Consider the following 21,357-nt stretch of genomic DNA (forward strand, 5'->3'; position numbering starts at 1 on the left):
TTTGACAAAAAATAGACCAAAAAGTATATTTTATAATTTATAAACAATGAAAATAGACATGAATAAGGAAACAATATTTGACGCTTACAAACTCAGCGAAGCCGAATTGCAAAACCGCATGGTGATGGCGCCGATGACACGTTCCCGTTCCAATAACATCGGTAATGTAGCAACGGAACTAACCGCAAAGTACTATCAGCAAAGGTCATCAGCCGGGCTGATTGTTACTGAAGGCACGTTTATCAGCGAAGAGGGAATCGGGGTGATTAATGTTCCGGGTGTCTATACTGCGGAACAGATTGAGGGCTGGAAACTGACGACCGAAGCGGTTCATCAGGAAGGTGGGAAGATTTTCGCTCAGCTGTGGCATACCGGCGCGTATTCTCATCCGGATTTGCACAATGGCAAAAAGCCGCTGGCGCCATCTGATGTAAATCCGAACCAACAGGTATTTACAGCCGAAGGACTTAAACCATCCGAAGCTCCGCAGCCAATGACTATTGACGATATCAAAAGGACCATTGCAGATTTTAAGCAGGCAGCCATGAATGCTTTTGAAGCCGGGTTTGACGGTGTGGAACTGCATGGTGCCAACGGATACCTGCTACAACAGTTTTTCTCCAAAAACACAAATCTTCGGGAAGATGAATACGGAGGAACGATTGAAAACCGTCCCCGAATCCTGTTTGAAATCCTGGACGAATTGAAGGGAGCGGTGGATATCAATCGCGTAGCCGTTCGGCTGAACCCTTCGCTCAATGGCATTATGGGTATTCTGGTTGACGATGAAACGATTGCTTTATACGATTATATTGTCGGCAGATTGAATGAGTACGGACTGGCTTATATCCACCTGATAGAACCCTTCACCGACGTTACCGGAAATCAGCACGCAATACAGGAAGTGGCCAAACATTTCCGTAAAATCTACAACGGTACCATCATCATCAACAGGGCATTTACCAAAGAAACTGCAAATCTGGTATTGAATGCAGGCGACGCAGACCTGGTATCCTTCGGTGTTCCTTTCCTGGCCAATCCCGATCTGGTAGCGCGTTTCAAAGCCGATGCTCCGCTCAATCATCCAGATCAATCCACTTTTTATACTCCGGGAGAAAAAGGATATACTGATTACCCAATATTAAATAATTAACACAATAACATTTTAAATTAATCTGTAATGAAAACATCATCGAATACCGTATTCATCAGTGGCGGAAGTGCCGGAATCGGTTTGGCTATTGCTAAAAAATTAAGTGCAGCAGGTAACAAAGTCATCATCAACGGACGTAACGAAGAGCGACTTCAAAATGCATTGAAAGAACTGGATAACGCTGTTGCGATTCGGGGCGATCTTTCTGTTGAAGCGGAACGCATCCGCATTGCCGACGAACTGGCAGCAAAACACCCGGACCTGAATATCATCATCAACAATGCCGGCGCTGCGTTTATGAATGATCTTAGCGTTGCCGGGAACAGTGCCGCCGAAAAAGCTCACCAGGAAATGAACACCAACTACATCAGCGTAATTCATTTCACCTCATTGGTATTACCGCAGCTTTTGCGACAGGATGAGGCCGCTGTTGTGAATGTATCCTCCATAGCGGTGTATCGCTCCAATAAATATGTGCCTACTTACTCTGCGAGCAAGGCAGCGCTGCATAGCTACACGCAGGGATTGCGCGACACATTTGCAGAAAACGAAAAGTTGCATGTATTTGAAGTATATCCGCCTTTGGTCAATACGGAATTTTCGGCAGAGATTGGTGGTGCCAGCGGCATTCCTGCATCCGAGGTTGCTGATGAATTTTTGGCAGCTTTGGAATTAAATCAGGTTGAAGTACCGGTGGGTGATACCAAACAAATTCATGCGCTGATAAATCCAATCATCGAACAACTTCCTCACTGATTCATTCCCGCATTTTTAGCACAAAAATGATATGAAAGTAACGGGTAAAACAATTCTGATCACCGGCGGAGCATCAGGAATAGGTTTGGAAGCTGCCAAGCAGTTTCTGGATCTTGGAGCCAGGGTGATTATTACAGGTAGAAATCAGCAGAAACTGGATACGGCTAAAAAGCGGTATCCGAAATTGACTGCGATCAAAAGTGATGCAGGCAATGCCGCAGATGCTGCATTACTTTATGAACAGGTTAAAGCGTTGGGAGGCATTGACATTCTGTATAACAATGCAGCTGTGCTTGTTCCGCCGTCGAATCTGGGCATGTTAAGTGACAAACATGCCGAGGGGGCAGCCTATGAAATGGAAGTGAATTATGTGGGTGTGATCAGACTGAACAATCTCTTTTTGGGCATGTTGCAATCAAGGAAAGAGGCTGCGATCATCAACACGACATCGATATTGAGCCTGGCTCCGTCGTTGATTGAAGCGACTTATTCATCGTCGAAAACTGCGCTGGCATTCTACACCAGGTCACTCCGTGAACACTTGAAGATTATAGGTGGCAACGTAAAAATAATTGAACTGATTCCGCCGCTTGTTGCAACGGAAATGACGGCGGACAGGAACGATAAAAAAATATCAGCTGAGGATATGGTCAAGGGCCTGATTGACGGTTTGCTGAAAGAGCACGATACAATTCGGGTAGGCGACGCGAAGATCTTCAATCTGCTTAACAGGTTTTTTCCGAAGTTCGCTTTTGGAATGGTTAACCCAAAGAAGAGTCATGAGCTCTTGAGGAATTGAAAATTGATGCGCACCACAGAACTTCCGTTACCAAAAACATGAAAGCATTTCTCATAAAAAAATACGACAAAAAGGCAAAGCTCTTATTGGAAGAGGTAGCAACGCCTGCCATTAAAGACGATGAGGTGCTGGTAGAAATACACGCCAGCGGCTTAAATCTACTGGACTCCAAAATTAAGTCCGGGGAGTTTAAACTGATATTACCCTACAAATTCCCGTTGATTCTGGGACATGATGCCGCGGGGATAATCACGCAGGTTGGCAAAAAAGTAAAGCACTTCAAAGTGGGCGACGAGGTTTACGCACGTCCGGCAGATTTCCACATCGGAACATTTGCAGAATACATTGCCATCAAAGAAAACGATCTTGCATTAAAACCGAAGAACATTTCGATGGAAGAAGCGGCCTCTGTTCCGCTCGTAGCACTAACCGCCTGGCAGGCATTGGTTGAAGTTGGCAACGTGCAAAAAGGTCAGAAAGTCTTTATCCAGGCTGGTTCCGGTGGTGTGGGTACCATTGCGATTCAGCTCGCAAAACACCTGGGAGCAACTGTTGCCACAACGGCCAGTGAAAAGAGTTTTGATACACTCAAAAGTCTTGGTGCCGATGTGCTGATTGATTATAAAAAACAGGATTTTGAAAATGTGCTGAACGACTACGACCTGGTGCTGAACAGCCAGGATAAGACAACGCTGAAAAAGTCGCTGAATGTGCTAAAACCGGGAGGAAAGCTCATTTCGATTTCGGGACCGCCAACGCCGGATTTTGCGAATGCAATAAGTGCTCCCTGGTATATCAAAATGATTTTGTCGCTGATTAGCTCCGCTGTAAGGAAAAAAGCAAAAAAACTTGGTGTGCAATATTCCTTTCTGTTTATGAGGGCAGATGGAAAACAATTGCATGAGATCACAAAACTGATAGAATCAGCAGGCATTAAACCTGTTGTAGATAAGGAATTCGCATTCGAAAATACCAATGAGGCTTTGGAGTATGTGGAAAGCGGGCGGGCTAAGGGAAAAGTGGTTGTTAAAATCAGGTAGACCTCGCAAAAAGTGAATAAAGGTTGTGTAATACGTTTTGGGACCGAACTGTCTCCGGCTCAGTTTCTAATTTTGACGGTTCAGTAAATCTATCGGGTGGTGTGTGTATGTTGCTTTCTAATTTTGATCATAAATCGGGATGAGCGATTTAGACTTAACTTTGCCCGACGTTCACCACGAAATTACCACATATGGAAAAAACACGTAGCCAGTTAATAACAAGAAAAAGCAAGCTGATCATACTCGCCTGCTTGTCGTTTGTTATGTTTTACGTGTTCACCTACATGCTCAATCCGTACGACGTTTGGTGGGTTCAGTATTTTGCAAGACCAGTTACCGATATTTTCACAGAGTGGGCTTTGTCTTTAATATCATGTACACTAATAGCCGTGTCCAGCATTTCGATTCATGAGCAACTCAATCAAAAACTGCCCTGGATTGAGACGCCGCTCCGCCGCCTGGTGGTAGAAACCTCAATAAATGTGGGAAGTGTGGTTCTGTTGATTTTCAGTCAGTTAATTGTGATGTATTTGCTGGAAGAAGAGTGCACACAAATCTTTGGAGACAATAAGGAAAATCTCTGGTATTGGCAGTGGCTGACGGTTAGTATATTCATTGCCCTCACAATCAGCGCTATAAATACCGGTGATTACTTGATATTGAACTGGAAAAACGCGGCTCTGGAAGCGACCGAACACAAATTGAAATCGGCGCAGCACAAGCAGGCAGCAACAGAAGCAGAACTTGAAGCGCTGAAATTGCAGCTTGATCCGCATTTTGTTTTCAACAATCTCAGTGTGCTTTCGGAACTCATTCTCGAAGATCAGCAGCTTGGTTATCAGTATTCTGAGAATTTCTCCAAAGTATACAGGTATTTGTTATTGAATTCGAGGAAGGATCTGATCACGCTTGCAGATGAAATGAAGTTTTTAAGGGCCTATATTTTCCTGCTGAAACACCGTGCGGGAAGCGGAATTACATTTGAAATTAACATCGATCCGGCTCAATTGAATCTGCATCTCCCTCCGATGACGCTGCAACTTCTGATTGAAAACGCGATGAAGCACAACAAGTTCCTGAAATCAAATCCGTTACAAATTATAGTTACAAGCGGACCAAATGACGATCTGATCGTTTCCAACTCCATAATCCCCTTACAAAAGAAGAAGAACTCTCCCGGACTCGGGCTTCAAAATATTATACAACGTTATCTTTTGTTGACCGACCGGCGGCCTCAGATTACTACTACCGACGCTATGTTTACCGTGGAAATCCCTTTGATTAAATCATGATAAAGAATATACTGATCATTGAAGACGAAAAGCCGAATGCGGACAGACTTAAAAGAATGATTTCCGCGGTGAAACCCGATGCCCATATTCTTGGCGTTGTTGAAAGTGTTTGCGAAAGTGTCGACTGGCTTTTGAAAAATGACTGCCCGGACGTGATCATGATGGATGTGCGCCTGCCAGACGGGCTGAGCTTTGAGATTTTTGAAAAAGTGAAACCCGATTGTCCGGTGATATTTACCACAGCCTACGACGAATACGCCGTCCGTGCGTTTAAAGTTAATGGTGTGGATTACCTTTTGAAACCCGTTGAGCAGGACGAATTGGAGCATGCATTCCAAATGGCGGAAGAAAGGCAGCCGCATACCACGACTGTTTCACTCGAAAGCCTTTTGAACCACCTTAACAAAAAAGAATATCGGAGCCGATTTTTGCTGCCTTACCGGGATGGATACAAAACGGTGCTGGTAAGCGATATCGAATACCTGTATTCTGAACTGAAAATTACCAAAGCAAGACTGTTTGGTGGAAGTGAAGAAGCATTGTCGCAAACGTTGGAAGAGCTTGAACAACAGCTTGATCCCAAATTATTTTTTCGGGCCAACCGTCAGTTCATCGTACACATAGATGCCATCAAACACATCCATAACTACTTTAACGGAAAGCTTAAAATCGAACTAAGAAAAAGCCCGGATGTGGAAATTATCGTCAGCAGAGAAAAAGCTGTTGTGTTGAAGGGATGGATGGATTTTTGATTGTGTTGAAGTCAATTTTTTACCCCTCCGGCAGCCCTGTTTATTACCACCGGAGGAATATGAATGATTAGATCAGATCTTTACGATCTTGTAAGTTGAAGTGGCGCCATCCGCCTTGAGCACTTTTACAATGAGCATTCCGGACGGAAATTGATTGGCATCAATACCGTTTTCATCCACTTTTTCAGAGTGGAATAGTACATTACCCAGTACATCCTGAACCGTTATCCGGTGAATACCTTTCAGTTCAATTTCGGAAAGCCGAATACGATCTATAACCGGATTGGGATATACGTAGGATTTGGCAATTTGCTCCCCGTCGACCTGCACAATTCTGGAATAGGAAAAGGTATGATCTATATCCACTATTTTTAATCTGAAATAGTGGCGGCCCGCGGTCGAGGTAACCGGAAAGGAATAAGTTGTCGTTGCCGACTCGCTTCCCTTCGTTTTAACAGAACCTAGTGTTGTCCAGGTATTGCCGTTCCTGCTGTGTTCGATATCAAAATAACTGGCGTTTTCTTCGGAAGATGTAGCCCATTTTAATGAAGTGCTGGTCCCTTCCTTAGCAGCATTGAAGCTGATGAGGCGAACCGGAAGGGCTGTGAAATCGCAATTAATGTTATTGATAACCAGCTGAAAACGTGCACGCGACCCGTTGCTCGTTCCTAGTCCATATTTGCCAATATAAATTGGAGACCCTTGCGTTCGTACAAACCATGGCTCATTGTCCGGATATTCGTTAACGGGATTGTGAATGAAAAACACTTCCAGATATTTGGTGCCGGAATAAGCAAAAGGTGCATTAAAGGTAAAACTATAAGTTCCCTTGCCGTTGAAAGCTTTGGAACCACTAAAAACCTGGGTAAATCCGGCCGTTCCAGGGTAATTGCCATCTGAAAACTCTGTGTTGTCAACCTCTCTTACGTAAATACTGATACCGTCATAGGTGAATGATCCGGCGAACACGTTGTTGAGTTCAACGCTAAGTTGCGAGATGGTCTGGGCTCCGCCGAGCTGAGCAGGGCTGTAAAGGCTGGAAGACCATGATCTTCCTTCGCCTTCATCTGTGTTAAAAGGAAAATCGGGGGTGTTCAGACATTGAGCTAACAAAGCTCCGTGAACTAAAAAGAACAGGGTAAGGATTAAAAGTAACTTTTTCATACGATTGAATTTTAATGAAACAGGGTTTTTTTACTAGATTTTACAAACCAATATTACGGTTGAAAAATGAAAAGTACTACCCAATTTTTCATTAAATTCACTATCGGTTACATTTACTACAAGTATAAAAATTTCATGTAGGACTAGTGTTATTTGTGGTGAAAAAGTGTTGTGCGAGAATGCGAAAAATTACGACAGCCTTAGAACTTTACCCTTCATTTGCGTCTGTTTTTATACTAAAATACCCTTACTTGTTTTTCCTCATTGAAAACAATCTGGGGCACAAATTCAATGATGCCTTTCCGCAATGCTTCGATCAGCCTTGTTTTCACCTGCTCCCGGTTCACAACCAAACAAACCTCTCTTGCAGGCTCCGGGTATTGGAAATGACGAATGTGTTTTTTACGTTCCTCCGACAGCTCTTCAATGGCAAGTTGTGGTAAAATGGTGATGCCGCCGTTACGATCTACCATACGAACCAGGGTTTCGATACTACCCGACCGGTAATTAAAACTGCTGCCAAACTGACTGTTGCGGCTCAATTCACAAAGGCGTTGGATTTGAGTCCGGAAACAATGACCTTCTTCAAGCAGCCAGAGTTTATTCGGTTCTATGTCGCCGGGCAAAATGTATTGTTTGTTGTAAAGGTCTGTACTTTGAGACACGTAGGCATAAAACTTCTCCTTGTAAAGCGGGATTTCCTGCAAACTGCTTTCACCTGAAACGGTGGCAACAATACCAACATCGAGGTTACCCAGTTTCAGTTCGGACATGATTCTTTCCGTGATCATTTCGGACACATGAAGACTTATTTCCGGGTATGCTGCAATGAAGGGTTGTACAAAATGCGGTAGCAGGTAAGGAGCGATGGTGGGGATGATACCGATCCTTAATTCGCCTGACAGGTCGCCGTTGAAATGGCGCGCGAGCTCATGCATTCTTCCTGCCTCCCGAAGTATAGCTTTTGCCTGGTCAATAATCTGGCGGCCTATGCCGGTGGGAACGATGGGTTGTTTGGTTCGGTCAAAAATCTTGACGCCAAGTTCTTCTTCCAGTTTTCGGATCATCATGGACAGGGTAGGCTGCGTTACATTACAATGCTCTGCTGCCTGTACAAAATGCCTGTGATTGTCTACTGCTACGATATATTCGAGTTGCTGGATGTTCATTGTAATTGTCTGTGGAGCGTTGCTTAATAAATATGCTCTATGCAAAGTTAAAAACAATCAGTTTAATTGATCACGCGCCCTGAAATTATTGTGAATTGGTAAGCCGACAATATGTTTTTTTTAACCGCAAAAGGAACCAAGTTCACAAAAAGATCCTTTGATTTCTCTTGTTCCTTTTGTGGTTAAACTTTTTGGTGAGTTAGGAATGATAGAAAAATTACAACTGATAATGACTGCATTGGCAATAATTTCAATTCCATCATCGTATTTTTGTTTAATCATTAAAACACTCACTTTAAACTAACAGGAAATGAAAAAATTAAAAGTATTATTGGCTGCGGCGTTTTTAATTATTGCCGGAAATTCTTTCGCTCAAACCGCTCAGCCGGCAGCTACTCCTGCAACCAAAAAAGAAGTTAAAGCAAAACCTGCCAATGGCGCTGTTAAAACAAAAGCAGACGGAACGCCAGACAAACGTTACGCTGAAAATCAGAAACTGAAAGCGGATGGTACACCAGACAAACGCTACTCAGAAAATAAAAAATTAAAGGCTGACGGAACGCCTGATAAACGTTACAGCGATAATAAGAATCTGAAAAAAGACGGTACTCCCGACAAGAGATTTAAGGCGAAAACGGATACGACAAAAGCCGGGAAGAAAAAAAGTTAATTATTTTAAAAGAAAAAATTAGGGTAAGCGCCTGACTTGTTGTCATCCTGATGAACAACGAAGCCAGGCGCTTATTTTTGAAGTTACATCAACCGGTTTGTAATGAACGTAGCTGATATAGAAGGACAATATTTGAACAAGGACAGGGAAGAGGAATTTGAAATTGTATTTAAAAAACATTTCAAAAACCTTCATGCATATGCCTGTACAATCGTGCGTGACGAGGTAATGGCCGAGGAAATGGTACAGAATGTGTTTTGTCGTTTGTGGGAAAAAAGTGAGCAGATCGAAATCCGTGAGTCAGTCAGCGGGTATTTGTATCGGTCTGTTTACCATGAAAGTCTCAATTATCTCAAACATCTGAAAGTAAGGGAAGCGTATCAAACTTATGCGGTAAACCAAATGGAGAATACAAACAACACTTCACACAATCTGGAATTGAAAGAACTGGAAAATCGGCTGGAAATTGCTCTGAAGGAGCTTCCTGAAAAGTGCCGTACCATTTTTCAAATGAGCCGCTTTGAGGAACTGAAATATCAGGAAATAGCCGACCGGCTTGAATTACCCTTGAAAACGGTTGAAAATCAGATGGGTAAAGCTTTACGGTTACTACGTGTTAAACTGGTTGATTTTTTGCCTGCTTCTTTTCTATTATTTTTTCTCAATTAACAACAGAATGATCGTGAATACGGATTCGAATGATACAATGGATGATCTTCTGGTAAAATGTATGCTGGGAGAAGCAACGCAACCGGAGCGGGAGCAGGTTGATTTTTGGCTTAAAGAGAACAACGGGAACGCCCGATATTATGAACACTTTAAGCTGATATGGACCCAAAGCCGCGAACTTGCCGCACAGAGTAAAGTAAATGAACACGAAGCCTGGAATCGTTTTAAAACAAGAACGGAGAAAGAAACACCTGTGATCGAACTCACACCTAATCCATGGCGCTCGTGGATCAGAATCGCTGCCGCTATTCTGGTGCTGGCGGGCGTCGGCTGGGCAGTGTATTTTTCTACCTTGAAAAGTGGATCCGGCGAAATGGTTACAGTAAAATCAGGCTCCCTGGCGTTGATCGATACGCTTCCTGACGGTTCGGTGGTGACGTTGAACAGGCGGTCTTCTATCTCTTATCCGGAGCAATTTGCCCACGAAAAAACGAGGCAGATCACGCTGAATGGAGAAGCTTTTTTTGACGTGCAACCTGATAAAACCAAGCCATTTGTAATCACCGTAAATGACGTGACCGTGACGGTTCTTGGTACATCATTCAACATAAAAAGTACAGCCAAACAAACGGAGGTAATCGTAGAAACCGGGCTGGTGGAAGTGGTTAAAGCAGAGGAAAGAGTCAAGTTGCAGCCCAAAGAAAAGGTGATTGTTCAGGATGGAGAGGGTGAATTGATTAAGGAGAAAAATACGGATGAGTTCTATAAATATTACCGCACCAAAGAATTTGTTTGTAAAGATGTACCACTTCCCGAGCTTGTGGAAAAACTGAATGAGATATACCAGTCCCGGATTGTGATCGGCAATAAAAGACTGGAAAATTTAAGGATCAACACCACCTTTGAACAGAAGTCTTTATCAACGGATCTGCATGTGATCGGGCAGACTCTCGATATCAAAGTTGAATATGAGGGAGATTCGATCGTACTGAAATAGATCTTATCTTTCGGGATGAATTACTTTAAATTTATTTTGTTTAAAACCGTGCTGCCGGCTATCGTTTTGATGGCCGGTACTTTGTCGTTTTGTACAGCTCAAAAAATATTAAATAAACCTGTTAGTATTACTGCCAACAGGCAACCGGTTTCGGAGGTATTACAGACCATCGGCAAACAAGGTGACTTTTATTTTTCCTACAACACCGAAGTAATTCCGGGTGATAGTGTGGTCACTATATCCTTCCGTGACCTGCCACTGAAAACAGTTCTTGACAGACTGCTGGCCGGCAATTATCTCTACAAAGAAACCGGAGATTACATCATTATTCAGAAAGCACCCGCAGAAAAGTATGCCTATATATCGGGGAGTATCACCGATGACGAAACAGGTAAAGCGGTAGATTACGCCAGTGTTTATTCCAAAACGTTACTCGTATCGGCATTGAGCGGCGATGACGGTTCTTTCCGCTTGAAACTTCGCGATCGTTCGTTTCCGCTTGTTGTCAATATTAGCAAGATAGGTTATGCCGACACTTCTATTGTGGTGCAGTCGGAGCGGGATGGGAAGTTCGATGTTCGGTTAAGACCTCGTGCTATTGATCTGGATGAAGTAATGGTATACAATTCCGGTGCCGATCGGACCTGGCTTGCCAGGCTGTTTGTCTCGTCGAGACTCCGGGCCCAAAGCCGAAATATTGGGAGGTTTTTCGTTTCACTGCCATACCAGGCCTCCCTCACACCCGGACTTGGTACGCATGGACGCATGAGTTCACAGGTCACAAACAAATTCTCGTTGAATTTGCTTGGCGGCTACACAGCGGGTGTTAACGGTGTAGAACTCGCAGGAGCATTCAATATTTCAAAAAATGATGTGCGGGTTGCACAAGTTGCAGGCGTATTCAATGTCGTTTCCGGGCATGTCAAAGGTGTACAACTGGCAGGTCTTCACAACCATGTAATCGATTCGCTGAAAGGAGTACAGGTAGCAGGATTCAGTAATATCGTTGGTGAAAAAGTACAGGGCGTGCAGCTGGCAGGTTTTTTAAATAAAGCGAGCAGTGGTTTTAAGGGACTACAAATTGGTGGCGTGGGGAATTTGACAGACCAAATTTCAAATGGTGTACAAATTGCCGGATTTCTGAACCGTTCCGGTGATGATTTTAAAGGACTGCAAATTGCTGGTGCCATTAATTTGTCAAGAAAAGATATGGCTGCTACGCAGGTGAGCGGCCTATTGAATATCGGTAAATCAAACGTGAATGGCTTGCAACTGGGGACGATCAACTACGCTAAAAACCTGAAAGGCGTGCAGGTGGGTATTGTCAATATTGCGGATAGCTCATCGGGTTACAGCTTCGGAATTTTCAATATTATTAAAAATGGAAAAGGAAGCGTTTCTGTATTTGCCAACGAAATCGTTCCGTTCAATGTAGCCTGGAAAACGGGAACCAGAAGAATATACAGCATACTGACGATCGGAGCGTCGATGGGACCGGAGCAAAAAGCTTACACGGTTGGCTTCGGTTTTGGAAAGGATTTTCGTTTGAGCCGGAGTATGGGTTTCGCTGCTGAAATCATCAATCATACAGGATATACAGGTAGTTGGGAGAATACGCTTGGAATTTATCGTCTTCAAACTTTGCTTGATCTGCATTTGGGGAAACGCATTACTTTGTCCGCTGGGCCCTCTTTTGCAATCTTGAACGACAAGACAATAGAGCCTGCAAGTGGATTTAGAAGTTATCCCCCAAAAACTTACAGGAGCTTTGATATTGGTAAATCCGCTGTGGGATGGCTGGGTTGGCAAGCGGGGCTGAGCTGGAATTACGGGGCATTGTTGTAAGATCAGTGAAAAGTGAAACTTATCTGAAAGGTTGAGACAGACATTTTTTTTAAAATTTAATTTATTGATTTTTAATTACTTATCCCTGATTTAGATTTTTTCTTCTCAGAAAATTAGGGTAAGTCCTCAACATCTTGTCGGTACTGAGCATACAGGGAAACCGACGAGTTGTAGGCCTGCAATTTCTGGTTTTCCGGTATGTGTTTGAAAATCTTTATTTTAAATACAAACACAATGAAAAAGTACTCAGGAATTATCAAGCGCGTTTTACACACCGTAATTTTATCAGGCATCGTATTTTCTTCCTTTGCTCAATCCGATTCCATCCGTCCGTTTCACATCGGACTGGTTTACCCCATCAGCTCCAATGGACTAAAAGCTGCTGATTATACCAATCGTTTTTCGCTGCATGCCATCGCTGGTCTGTCTAAATCCGAAACCTCAGTGGCTATTTCAGGTGCGGCTAATATTGTGAAGCAAGATGCAAACGGCGCAATCATTTCAGGAGCGGTGAACCTGATCGGGAATGATGCTCGTGGTGCACAAATTGCCGGCTTTGCCAACATCATTAAAAACGAAGCGAAAGGAGCTCAGGTTGCAGGGTTTGCCAATATAACTGGTAGTGCCGAATCCGTTCAGATCGCTGGTTTCAGTAACATCGTGAAGGACGACGCAAAAGGTTTGCAGGTGTCCGGATTCCTGAATAAAGGGAAAAATGTGTCTAATCAGGTTGCCGGTTTTATGAATATTGCAAAAAACGTGAAGGGTGTTCAGCTTGCCGGTTTGATCAACATTGCCGACAGCAGTAATTATCCGATAGCCCTGCTTAACTTTGTCAAGAATGGTGAAAAATCGGTCAGTCTTAGTTTGGATGAAACGCTGACAGGGATGGCTACATTTCGGTCCGGAGGCCGCGTATTATATGGAATTCTGGGCATTGGGTACAATATGGAGAACGACGGAAAATCACTTTACGCAGTGGAATCGGGCTTGGGTGCACACTTTCGGATATCAAACGGTTTCAGGATTAATACCGAAATCGTAAGTCAGCAGTTGTCCGATTTCAAGAAGGGGCATTATTCAAAACACAACATTCGTCTGTTGCCGGCGTTTAGAGTAGGTCGCCTGGAGCTTTTTGCCGGTCCTACTATTAACTATGTAAACTACACCCAGGACAAAGGTTATTCATTTATCAAAAACTACATGTGGAGTAAAAACGGGAGTAAGGATTTTCAGGGAATATATGCAGGTGTTGTTGGTGGTTTGAAAGTCATTCTTTAATGAGCTCAGGTCCGGTTACATGGGATGAGAAAAGGCAGAGCTCCCTTTCACTCCCTCAATTTAACCTGCGGTTCAGATTGCTCAGGTTTATTTGCAATAAGATTTCTGATCTGTTCTTCCTTGTTTTCGTATATGCATATCCGTACCGAAAAGAAGTAATTCTTAAAAACCTTAAAATTGCTTTTCCCGGGTTGTCAGCAGTGCGGTATAACGAACTTTTAAATGCCTATTATCGCCACATGGCCGATCTTTTGACTGAACCATTTCTTATCGGATTTTGTAAGAAACGGGACCTGAACAGGTTGGTTCGCTATGAAAACGCGGCGCTTGTAAAGGGAATTCTCGATAGCGGCAAAGATGTTGTGCTGATGGCTTCCCATTACGGAAACTGGGAGTATATGCTTTCCATGCCTATGGTGCTGAATGGCAAGGTGCTCACGGCATTCTCAACCGTGTCTAATTCCTGGCTCAATAACCGGTTGAAAAAGATGCGTGGAAAATATGGGATGGGGATGATTCCAAAACAGGATTGGTACCGTGCCAGCTTAAAATGCGATTCTTCGGAGCCAACGGTTTTTATCGCCGTTGCGGATCAGCGTCCTGTGGGCGTGAGCAAGGAAACTGTTCATTTTTTTGACCAAAAAACCTATATACAATGTGGTGCGGCGCGCCTTGCAAAACAAAGAAATGCCGTGATGGTGTACCTGGATGTGAAAAAGCAAGGCAGAAATGTGTATAGTTACCGGTTCGTTCAGCAGTCCGCTTTGCCGGGAACCACGGACGTGAACAGCATGATGATGGAGTATTACTCGCATCTGGAAAAGACCATAGCGCGTCAGCCGGAGCTGTGGCTCTGGTCACACAATCGCTGGAAGTTCAACCAGACGACTTTTCAACCTGCTGTAATCTAAAAGTGTTGTATAATTGGGCAAATGGTAGTGTTGTTACACAGCATTATTATCCGGGCTTATTTTTAACATGCTGACAGGTAGATTATTGCTTATTTCTGGTAACCCTTGGTATCATAATTTAGGAGGGAGCGGTCAAACCAATTCTTTTTAATATGAGAAAATTAGCATTGATGGGTTCGTTTATGGCAGTAATTGCAATGGGGTGTAAGGATGATGATACTGGTATAACTGACCCGCTTCCGCTGCCTGAATTAAAGGTTAGCACGACGCTGTCAGGAGCTAATGAGGTTCCGGCCAACACTTCCACAGCGACAGGTTCAGTGGAGGGTTTGCTTGATCAGGAAACAAGAATTCTAAGTTTGAACATCATGTACAGTGATTCCGCTGCGTCGGATTCTACCGCCGCAGATTCACTGTTTGTACCAACCGCGTGGCATATCCATAAAGGCGCAGCAGACACAACCGGAGCTGTTGTGATTGACTTCGGTACCAATTTTGCCTCTCCATTCGCATTCAAAGACACACTTTCAGAACAGCAGGTTGCAGATTTGAAGGCTGGTTTATACTATGTAAATATTCATACTGCTAAATTTCCCGCAGGAGAAATCCGCGGGCAGCTGAAAGCGGAAGAATAAAAGATTTATTGCTCAACGTTAGAAGGTTACAATTGCAGGCTCTCAGGAGCCTGCTTTTTTATAGGTACGATCCTGAAACTGTTTATTAAATACTGTTGACCAGATGCTTAGTACAGAAAATTGCTTTGAATGTATTTCTTGACAACTTGTCCAGAACTTTTTATATTTGTTTAAATTAACATTTGCACAGATATGAAAACGATGACGGTAGGTGAGTTTAAGGCTAAATTTTCTGATGTGATTGCGCAGGTAAAAGCAGGGCAGGAGATCGCCGTGACTTTTGGTAAGAAGAAAGAAATTATAGGTTACTTTACACCGGAGAATTCCGAATCGAAAGAGCCAAAAAAAGAACGTCCGTTAGGCCCGTTGAAACATTTGGGCTACTACATGGCCAATGATTTTTGTGAAACTACGGAAGATGAATTCCCAGTCAACGATTCTTCTTTATGAAATATTTGTTGGACACACATGTGCTACTCTGGTATCTGTTTGAAGAGGAGAGATTGTCAACTGATGTGTCAAATTTGCTGAAAGATGCGGAGGTAGAGGTTTACATAAGTGCCGTCACCTTTTGGGAAATATCTGTTAAACACGGTATTGGAAAATTGAATCTGAAATCAGTTACGCCAACGCAGCTTCCGGAACGATGTGTATCTTATGGTTTTAAAACACTACCACTGTCACCTTTCGAAGCAGCTTCATATTTCCAGTTAACATCAACACACCATAAAGATCCGTTCGATAGAATGCTTATCTGGCAGGCCATTCATAACAATTTCACCTTGATCAGTAATGATGGAAATATGCCTCCCTACGTTTCAGATGGCCTGAAACTCTTATGGTAGCGATGGGAAATTAGTTTTATAAAACAAAAAAGCTGTCCCTTGTGAGAACAGCTCTTTCGATCAATACTTTATACTAAGTTTTAAAACTGCTCCTTCGCTTTTGCAAGAGCACTTTCCAAGCCTGTCGCATCGGAGCCTCCCGCTGTGGCGAAAAATGGCTGTCCGCCGCCGCCGCCACGAATTTCCTTTGCCAGTTCTTTTACGATTTTACCCGCGTTAAGCTCTGTTTCCAGAACAATATTTTCGGCAATGAAAACCGACAACTGAGGTTTGCCTGCAATGTCCGCACCCAACACAACGATCAGATTTTCAACCTGATCTTTCAATTCGTAAGACAGTTGCTTCAAGGAATCGGCTGCCGGAACATTCACCTTCTCAACGATCAGGTTAAATGTTTTGTGCTTCTCCATTCCTGCTATCAGGCCGGCTTTTATGTCCTGCAACTTTTCATTTTCCAAGGCAGATATTTTCTTTTGAAGCGCATTACGCTCCTCCACCAGATTCTCAACTGCCTTGATCAGATCCGTCGGACTTTTCAGAAGTTCTTTCAGCTTGGTAAGGGTTTCTTCCTGCTGACGCATCAGTTCCAATGCTTTTTCGCCCGTAACGGCTTCTACACGGCGTACTCCGGCAGATACTGAACCTTCAGAGGTAAATTTGAATAGTCCGATTTCCCCGGTAGAAGGAACGTGTGTACCTCCACAGAGCTCGAACGAGAATTTAGGATCGAAAATAATCAGTCTTACAAAATCACCGTATTTTTCACCAAAAGTTGCCGTTGCTCCCAAATCCAGTGCTTGCTGAATAGGTACATTACGGCGTTCGTCCAGTGTTATGTTTTCACGGATTTTGGCATTGACAATATCTTCTATTTTTTTCAGCTCTTCATCGGTCACTTTCGAGAAATGTGAAAAGTCAAAACGCAGCACTTCGTCGTTCAGGTAAGATCCTTTCTGACCGATGTGCGTTCCCAATACTTCTCTCATCGATGAAAGCATTAAATGCGTTGCCGTATGGTTAGCTTTAATTTTCGCGCGGCGTTGTGTATCAATTTTAGCTACAACGTGGTCCGCCTGCTGCAATGCTTCATCCAGATTTTTATCCGTGGATATGTGAACAAAAAGGTCATTCTCCTTTTTGGTATCCGAAATTGCGATGGTCCTGCCATTCAATTCCAGCACACCGGTATCACCAACCTGTCCACCCATTTCTGCATAGAAAGGTGTGCGATCAAGAACAATGTGATATTCTTCACCTGCCTTGGTTTTCACCTTGCGGTATTTCACAACATTGCTGTGCGTTTCCTCAAAGTCATATCCAAGAAACTCAACGCCTTCCGATTCGCGTAATTCGATCCAGTCGGTAGCTTCTTTGGCAGCATCCTGGCGCGAGCGTTTTTTCTGCTCCTGCAACGCGGCCTGAAAACCAGTCTCATCAATCTGGAATCCTTTTTCGCGGGCGATCAGTGCAGTTAAGTCAACAGGGAAACCGAAAGTGTCGCTCAGTTCAAAAACTTCGTCTCCGGCAATGGTATTTACACCTTTGTCCTTTTGAGAATTAATGATCACGTCCAGGCGTTTCAGTCCGGATTCAAGTGTTCTTAAAAAGCTTTTTTCTTCTTCCAGAATAACTCTGGTTACAAACTCTTCCTGCGCTTTCAATTCCGTGAAAACGTCTTTAAACTGGTCGGCCAGAACGGGAACCAGTTTATGGAAAAACGGCTCCTGTAATCCCAAATAGGAATATCCGTAACGAACTGCACGGCGCAAAATCCTACGGATTACGTATCCAGCTTTTACATTAGAAGGTAATTGTCCGTCGGTAATGGCGAAGGAAACAGCACGAATGTGATCGGCAATTACGCGCATAGCGATATCAGCGAAAGGTTCGTCGTTGCCGCCATATACTTTACCCGAAAGCGTTTCCAACACACCAATTGTGTTTTGAAAAACATCTGTGTCATAATTTGACATTTTGCTTTGAACGGCCATACAAAGACGTTCAAAACCCATTCCGGTATCTACGTGTGTTGCAGGAAGCGGAATCAGCGAGCTGTCTGCTTTCCGCTCAAACTGCATAAATACCAAATTCCATATTTCAACCACCTGTGGATGGTCGTTATTCACCAAAGATTTTCCGGATACCAATGCAAGATCAGCTTCCGGTCTCAGGTCGATGTGAATTTCAGAGCAAGGTCCGCAGGGGCCGGTATCACCCATTTCCCAGAAGTTGTCTTTTTTATTTCCAAGAATGATGCGGTCTTCGCCGACGATCGGCTTCCACAGATCCCATGCTTCCTGATCGAACGGCACGCCATCTTTGGAATCACCTTCGAAAACTGAAACGTACATTCTTTCCTTTGGAAGCTTGTATACTTCCGTTAGCAATTCCCACGCCCAGGTAATGGCTTCTTTTTTGAAATAATCACCAAAAGACCAGTTTCCAAGCATCTCGAACATGGTGTGGTGATAGGTATCAAAACCTACATCTTCCAGATCGTTGTGCTTTCCAGATACACGAAGACATTTCTGAGTATCGGCAATCCTTATTGAAGGCGGTGTGCCATTACCAAGGAAAAAGTCCTTAAACTGCGCCATTCCCGAATTGTTAAACATCAGGGTAGGGTCGTTTTTAGCTACCAGCGGGGCAGAAGGAACTATTAAATGTCCTTTGCTACGGAAAAAATCAAGAAAAGCCTGTCGTATTTGATGCGAGGTCATAAAATTGTTTGCGTGTTGGTGTGCAAATCCTGATTTTTCGGTCAGATCTACACCTAATTTTTTCGCAAATGTAGTGAAAAAATACAGCAGACTTTTCAAGTTGGTACACCTGAAAAGTCTGCCGGATTAAAGTTCATGGCCAAAAGATTAAAATGAATCGGGTAATTCGCTTTTTATGAGCGAATTACAACGGTCATTATGAAGCTAAAAATCAAGCTTCCGCACCTTCGAAATGATTGATTTCCAGGTTCCTTACTACATCGTTACAATTGGCACAGGCTTCCATTCCCTTTTGGGCAAACCATCGGCACCTGCCGCGGATGGGGCAATGAACAGGGGCGTTGGACAGAGCGCTGTTCATCCGTTCAATGATTGCACCGACAAGTCCGCATTGATGTGTTCCGTCATTCCATTGGTGACAGCCCTTCTCAATACATTTGCCAGCAAAACGAAATCTTTCTTCCGCCGGTCTGCCTTTTCGGGCAGCTTCTACAAAAGTCTGGTCAATAGTGATGGATGTTTTGAGATAATCGATCTGACCTTCGCCATTCTGTATACCAAACAATTGTGCACCCGGCTTGCTTACATAACTTGGACAGAGGAGAGAGTCTGCCCCCACGTTTTCAGTTTTAGAACGGTCCATAACAATTCACTTTTAGTGACCGAACTATATGTTGAAAATATCCTTGTGAATGCGGGCATAAATACCATCAATGATCGGTCCGGGAATCCGGATTTTTTCCAGTTTGATTTTTCTGCTCATTGCAAGATCACCCCGGTTGTCGAGCGAAGCCAGTTCTTTCATTACCACCTGGGCAATGCCGGAAGATATGCGGGCATGTTGTTCTTTTGTGAGCTCAACTCCTTCCAGAGCAGCGAGAAATTGTGTTGAGGTTGTTTCGGCTTTCATAACTTTTTGGGATTGAATGGTTAATTAATAACCCAAAGTTATGTTGCTGTCAATCATTATTTTAGAGTACAATTACGTCAATTTATGTTTGGGGATTTGCTTAGGAACCACGTAGTTTTCCTGTTATCGCCATTGCATCAGTGCGGCATTGAGCACGTCTTCCACACGGCGCCTGGGTTTATGGAAGTAGGGCATGCCATGTCCCGGAAGCATGATGTCGGAATCCAGTCTTGCTAATTTCCGTAACGAGTTGATATAATGTTTTTTATTAAAATCGATGGAACCACTCCATCCGAAATCTCCTGACAACAAAGTGCCGATAAGATCACCACATACAATAACACGTTTTTCGTCCCACACAAAGGCATAAGCTGTACAACCCATGCTGTGTCCCGGAACAGAAATTACCTCGATTTGTAAGCCATCTATATCAAGTGTTTCTCCTTCACCAACGATCCTGTCGACCTCAAAAGGAACGAACTCCTTGTGATATAAAAAACCGCAGCAGCGTTCGTCACCTTTACTGACTGCATCGGCTGTTTCGGCCAAAGCAATCAGTTGTACACCCATTTTTTTCAGGATTGATCCGGCTCCGGCATGGTCGAAGTGGGGGTGTGTGAGAATACAATGGTGTATGTCGTCGGGATTTAAGCCCCAGTACTTCAAATTGCTGAAAATCTGATCAATCGTATTGCCACATCCGCAATCGAAAAGGATAATACCCATTTCCGTTTTCAGGGCATAGCAGTTCCCGTCGTTCCAAAAAGCACCAGGTTCGTCAAACGTAATGCCGTGCAGGTCGCCGCCCACGAGATAAAGGTTTTTCAGTAGTTGCATTGTCAGCGGTTATTCGGTTACTCTGGATACCGGATCTTGTATGTAAAGGACTAGTTCTTCAGCGCTTTTTTGCAGATTTTCTTCACGTGTTTAACCATTGATTTAGGACGCCAAGGCATTCATTATAATCCGGACGTTCCGTTTTTTACATCTGTTTGCTCCTAAAACAGCTCAAAATACATTGAGTATAAAATACAGTTCAGCTACTTTTTTTAATGTTCAGCCAACAATTTAAGAATGGTAAACTGAACGAAAATCACGGAGCTCACGAAGAGATTGCCGGAGACATTTGACACCGAAAGTTATAACGTGCTATACATGAAACCGTATTCGGATTATTCAGCCGAAGAGTTAGCGATGGAAAATCTTTTTATAAGATGGGTCCGGTTTCCGGATGATCCTTCCATACGCACTTTTTGGGAAAACTGGATCATCAAATACCCTTACATGAAAGCCAACGTCGATAAGGCACGGGAGCTCGTCCTTACCGCCTCGGACTGGAAGCCGGATAGCCTTTCCAATCAGGAGGTGAATTCGATCTGGGGAAGAATCCGCAGCTCGCTGGATATGATCGGGGAGAGGGAGGCTGACAACCCGACCCCAGGTTATCTTAAAACCAGCAGCCTTGCCAACCGTGTCGCGATTATACTTATTTCAGTCACACTTCTTATTTTTCTTGGTTATTTCTTAATTAGGTAAGTGCCAATCTTGCGTGCTGTACCCGTATTTATATTCATCATTCCCGCATACAACGCGGCTACCCTCCCAATCTGAAAACATTGTAAGAGCCATACAATGGCGCTTTTTAGTTTTAATTTTCAAAGAATAAAAATAATTATTAGGGGTAATTTCAGCATAGTGCGTCAAGGATTTCAGGGGCATACTCTCAGGTCTAAAAACAGATTTGGCGCG

Annotated in this window: 23 protein-coding genes; 16 read left to right on the forward strand and 7 right to left on the reverse strand. The window is 43.5% G+C overall.

The window, feature by feature from the left end; all coding sequences use genetic code 11:
• The first annotated feature begins 58 nt into the window (after positions 1 to 58).
• From LZG71_RS22545 to LZG71_RS22570, 6 genes are all read left to right on the forward strand, one after another.
• Entirely contained in the window at positions 59 to 1,153 is a 1,095-nt protein-coding gene (locus LZG71_RS22545) for an alkene reductase (RefSeq protein WP_233824220.1), read from the forward strand.
• A 27-nt stretch (positions 1,154 to 1,180) separates the two neighbouring features.
• Positions 1,181 to 1,909: an SDR family oxidoreductase gene (locus LZG71_RS22550; protein ID WP_233824222.1), complete on the forward strand. Its 729-nt coding sequence runs from the start codon at positions 1,181 to 1,183 to the stop codon at positions 1,907 to 1,909.
• Positions 1,910 to 1,940: 31 nt separating this feature from the next.
• Positions 1,941 to 2,708 carry an SDR family oxidoreductase gene (locus LZG71_RS22555; RefSeq protein ID WP_233824224.1) on the forward strand — a complete coding sequence of 256 codons (768 nt, stop codon included), beginning with the start codon at positions 1,941 to 1,943 and terminating at the stop codon, positions 2,706 to 2,708.
• A 38-nt stretch (positions 2,709 to 2,746) separates the two neighbouring features.
• Positions 2,747 to 3,748: an NADP-dependent oxidoreductase gene (locus LZG71_RS22560; protein ID WP_233824226.1), complete on the forward strand. Its 1,002-nt coding sequence runs from the start codon at positions 2,747 to 2,749 to the stop codon at positions 3,746 to 3,748.
• A gap of 191 nt (positions 3,749 to 3,939) precedes the next feature.
• Positions 3,940 to 5,040, forward strand: coding sequence for a sensor histidine kinase (locus LZG71_RS22565; protein ID WP_233824228.1), 1,101 nt, complete (start codon positions 3,940 to 3,942; stop codon positions 5,038 to 5,040).
• On the forward strand, positions 5,037 to 5,792 hold the full coding sequence (locus LZG71_RS22570) for a LytTR family DNA-binding domain-containing protein (RefSeq protein ID WP_233824229.1): 756 nt from the start codon (positions 5,037 to 5,039) through the stop codon (positions 5,790 to 5,792). Before LZG71_RS22565 ends, LZG71_RS22570 begins: the two co-directional genes overlap by 4 nt.
• A gap of 72 nt (positions 5,793 to 5,864) precedes the next feature.
• Here the strand turns inward: LZG71_RS22570 and LZG71_RS22575 are convergent, their stop codons facing one another.
• From LZG71_RS22575 to LZG71_RS22585, 3 genes are all read right to left on the reverse strand, one after another.
• Positions 5,865 to 6,956 carry a T9SS type A sorting domain-containing protein gene (locus LZG71_RS22575; RefSeq protein WP_233824230.1) on the reverse strand — a complete coding sequence of 364 codons (1,092 nt, stop codon included), beginning with the start codon at positions 6,954 to 6,956 and terminating at the stop codon, positions 5,865 to 5,867.
• A gap of 236 nt (positions 6,957 to 7,192) precedes the next feature.
• Positions 7,193 to 8,125: a hydrogen peroxide-inducible genes activator gene (locus LZG71_RS22580; RefSeq protein WP_233824231.1), complete on the reverse strand. Its 933-nt coding sequence runs from the start codon at positions 8,123 to 8,125 to the stop codon at positions 7,193 to 7,195.
• A gap of 120 nt (positions 8,126 to 8,245) precedes the next feature.
• Positions 8,246 to 8,407, reverse strand: coding sequence for a hypothetical protein (locus LZG71_RS22585; protein WP_233824232.1), 162 nt, complete (start codon positions 8,405 to 8,407; stop codon positions 8,246 to 8,248).
• Between the two features lie 28 nt (positions 8,408 to 8,435).
• Between LZG71_RS22585 and LZG71_RS22590 the strand changes: the two genes are divergently transcribed.
• The 9 genes from LZG71_RS22590 (at position 8,436) to LZG71_RS22630 (ending at position 15,978) form a co-directional block, all read left to right on the forward strand.
• Entirely contained in the window at positions 8,436 to 8,795 is a 360-nt protein-coding gene (locus tag LZG71_RS22590) for a hypothetical protein (RefSeq protein WP_233824234.1), read from the forward strand.
• Positions 8,796 to 8,897: 102 nt separating this feature from the next.
• Positions 8,898 to 9,464 (forward strand): RNA polymerase sigma-70 factor, encoded by a 567-nt coding sequence (locus tag LZG71_RS22595; RefSeq protein ID WP_233824236.1) that lies wholly within the window; start codon positions 8,898 to 8,900, stop codon positions 9,462 to 9,464.
• Positions 9,465 to 9,471: 7 nt separating this feature from the next.
• Complete coding sequence (locus tag LZG71_RS22600; RefSeq protein ID WP_233824238.1) at positions 9,472 to 10,461, forward strand: FecR domain-containing protein; 990 nt, start codon at positions 9,472 to 9,474, stop codon at positions 10,459 to 10,461.
• A 15-nt stretch (positions 10,462 to 10,476) separates the two neighbouring features.
• On the forward strand, positions 10,477 to 12,306 hold the full coding sequence (locus tag LZG71_RS22605) for an STN and carboxypeptidase regulatory-like domain-containing protein (RefSeq protein ID WP_233824240.1): 1,830 nt from the start codon (positions 10,477 to 10,479) through the stop codon (positions 12,304 to 12,306).
• A 234-nt stretch (positions 12,307 to 12,540) separates the two neighbouring features.
• A complete protein-coding gene (locus LZG71_RS22610) occupies positions 12,541 to 13,587 on the forward strand; it encodes a hypothetical protein (RefSeq protein ID WP_233824242.1) in 1,047 nt (348 codons plus the stop codon).
• Positions 13,587 to 14,498, forward strand: a complete 912-nt coding sequence (locus tag LZG71_RS22615; RefSeq protein ID WP_233824244.1) for a lysophospholipid acyltransferase family protein — start codon at positions 13,587 to 13,589, stop codon at positions 14,496 to 14,498. Before LZG71_RS22610 ends, LZG71_RS22615 begins: the two co-directional genes overlap by 1 nt.
• A 152-nt stretch (positions 14,499 to 14,650) precedes the next feature.
• Positions 14,651 to 15,133 (forward strand): CHRD domain-containing protein, encoded by a 483-nt coding sequence (locus LZG71_RS22620; protein WP_233824246.1) that lies wholly within the window; start codon positions 14,651 to 14,653, stop codon positions 15,131 to 15,133.
• Positions 15,134 to 15,325: 192 nt separating this feature from the next.
• Positions 15,326 to 15,583 (forward strand): type II toxin-antitoxin system Phd/YefM family antitoxin, encoded by a 258-nt coding sequence (locus LZG71_RS22625; RefSeq protein WP_233824248.1) that lies wholly within the window; start codon positions 15,326 to 15,328, stop codon positions 15,581 to 15,583.
• Entirely contained in the window at positions 15,580 to 15,978 is a 399-nt protein-coding gene (locus LZG71_RS22630; RefSeq protein ID WP_233824250.1) for a type II toxin-antitoxin system VapC family toxin, read from the forward strand. Before LZG71_RS22625 ends, LZG71_RS22630 begins: the two co-directional genes overlap by 4 nt.
• Positions 15,979 to 16,058: 80 nt before the next feature.
• On the opposite strand, the gene alaS is transcribed toward LZG71_RS22630, so the two are convergent.
• The 4 genes from alaS to LZG71_RS22650 all read right to left on the reverse strand — a co-directional run bounded on the left by alaS (position 16,059) and on the right by LZG71_RS22650 (position 20,445).
• Positions 16,059 to 18,698: an alanine--tRNA ligase gene (gene alaS, locus LZG71_RS22635; RefSeq protein WP_233824252.1), complete on the reverse strand. Its 2,640-nt coding sequence runs from the start codon at positions 18,696 to 18,698 to the stop codon at positions 16,059 to 16,061.
• Positions 18,699 to 18,909: 211 nt separating this feature from the next.
• Positions 18,910 to 19,341 (reverse strand): hypothetical protein, encoded by a 432-nt coding sequence (locus LZG71_RS22640; RefSeq protein ID WP_233824254.1) that lies wholly within the window; start codon positions 19,339 to 19,341, stop codon positions 18,910 to 18,912.
• Between the two features lie 24 nt (positions 19,342 to 19,365).
• Positions 19,366 to 19,608: a hypothetical protein gene (locus LZG71_RS22645; protein ID WP_233824256.1), complete on the reverse strand. Its 243-nt coding sequence runs from the start codon at positions 19,606 to 19,608 to the stop codon at positions 19,366 to 19,368.
• Between the two features lie 123 nt (positions 19,609 to 19,731).
• Positions 19,732 to 20,445 carry an MBL fold metallo-hydrolase gene (locus LZG71_RS22650; RefSeq protein ID WP_233824258.1) on the reverse strand — a complete coding sequence of 238 codons (714 nt, stop codon included), beginning with the start codon at positions 20,443 to 20,445 and terminating at the stop codon, positions 19,732 to 19,734.
• A gap of 318 nt (positions 20,446 to 20,763) precedes the next feature.
• On the opposite strand from LZG71_RS22650, the gene LZG71_RS22655 reads away from it, so the two are divergent.
• Entirely contained in the window at positions 20,764 to 21,144 is a 381-nt protein-coding gene (locus tag LZG71_RS22655; protein ID WP_233824260.1) for a hypothetical protein, read from the forward strand.
• The last annotated feature ends 213 nt before the right edge of the window (positions 21,145 to 21,357 follow it).

It is taken from the genome of Dyadobacter sp. CY312 (assembly GCF_021390535.1).
In the GTDB taxonomy this organism is placed as follows: domain Bacteria; phylum Bacteroidota; class Bacteroidia; order Cytophagales; family Spirosomataceae; genus Dyadobacter.

Bases quoted from the DNA above. Each gene is read 5' to 3' on its own strand.
- LZG71_RS22595 (WP_233824236.1), top strand. From the start codon at position 8,898: ATGAACGTAGCTGATATAGAAGGACAATATTTGAACAAGGACAGGGAA.
- LZG71_RS22655 (WP_233824260.1), top strand. From the start codon at position 20,764: ATGAAACCGTATTCGGATTATTCAGCCGAAGAGTTAGCGATGGAAAAT.
- LZG71_RS22600 (WP_233824238.1), top strand. From the start codon at position 9,472: ATGATCGTGAATACGGATTCGAATGATACAATGGATGATCTTCTGGTA.
- LZG71_RS22650 (WP_233824258.1), bottom strand. From the start codon at position 20,445: ATGCAACTACTGAAAAACCTTTATCTCGTGGGCGGCGACCTGCACGGC.
- LZG71_RS22550 (WP_233824222.1), top strand. From the start codon at position 1,181: ATGAAAACATCATCGAATACCGTATTCATCAGTGGCGGAAGTGCCGGA.
- LZG71_RS22645 (WP_233824256.1), bottom strand. From the start codon at position 19,608: ATGAAAGCCGAAACAACCTCAACACAATTTCTCGCTGCTCTGGAAGGA.
- alaS (WP_233824252.1), bottom strand. From the start codon at position 18,698: ATGACCTCGCATCAAATACGACAGGCTTTTCTTGATTTTTTCCGTAGC.
- LZG71_RS22555 (WP_233824224.1), top strand. From the start codon at position 1,941: ATGAAAGTAACGGGTAAAACAATTCTGATCACCGGCGGAGCATCAGGA.
- LZG71_RS22620 (WP_233824246.1), top strand. From the start codon at position 14,651: ATGAGAAAATTAGCATTGATGGGTTCGTTTATGGCAGTAATTGCAATG.
- LZG71_RS22545 (WP_233824220.1), top strand. From the start codon at position 59: ATGAATAAGGAAACAATATTTGACGCTTACAAACTCAGCGAAGCCGAA.
- LZG71_RS22615 (WP_233824244.1), top strand. From the start codon at position 13,587: ATGAGCTCAGGTCCGGTTACATGGGATGAGAAAAGGCAGAGCTCCCTT.
- LZG71_RS22570 (WP_233824229.1), top strand. From the start codon at position 5,037: ATGATAAAGAATATACTGATCATTGAAGACGAAAAGCCGAATGCGGAC.
- LZG71_RS22625 (WP_233824248.1), top strand. From the start codon at position 15,326: ATGAAAACGATGACGGTAGGTGAGTTTAAGGCTAAATTTTCTGATGTG.
- LZG71_RS22590 (WP_233824234.1), top strand. From the start codon at position 8,436: ATGAAAAAATTAAAAGTATTATTGGCTGCGGCGTTTTTAATTATTGCC.
- LZG71_RS22565 (WP_233824228.1), top strand. From the start codon at position 3,940: ATGGAAAAAACACGTAGCCAGTTAATAACAAGAAAAAGCAAGCTGATC.
- LZG71_RS22640 (WP_233824254.1), bottom strand. From the start codon at position 19,341: ATGGACCGTTCTAAAACTGAAAACGTGGGGGCAGACTCTCTCCTCTGT.
- LZG71_RS22560 (WP_233824226.1), top strand. From the start codon at position 2,747: ATGAAAGCATTTCTCATAAAAAAATACGACAAAAAGGCAAAGCTCTTA.
- LZG71_RS22630 (WP_233824250.1), top strand. From the start codon at position 15,580: ATGAAATATTTGTTGGACACACATGTGCTACTCTGGTATCTGTTTGAA.
- LZG71_RS22580 (WP_233824231.1), bottom strand. From the start codon at position 8,125: ATGAACATCCAGCAACTCGAATATATCGTAGCAGTAGACAATCACAGG.
- LZG71_RS22610 (WP_233824242.1), top strand. From the start codon at position 12,541: ATGAAAAAGTACTCAGGAATTATCAAGCGCGTTTTACACACCGTAATT.
- LZG71_RS22585 (WP_233824232.1), bottom strand. From the start codon at position 8,407: ATGATTAAACAAAAATACGATGATGGAATTGAAATTATTGCCAATGCA.
- LZG71_RS22605 (WP_233824240.1), top strand. From the start codon at position 10,477: ATGAATTACTTTAAATTTATTTTGTTTAAAACCGTGCTGCCGGCTATC.
- LZG71_RS22575 (WP_233824230.1), bottom strand. From the start codon at position 6,956: ATGAAAAAGTTACTTTTAATCCTTACCCTGTTCTTTTTAGTTCACGGA.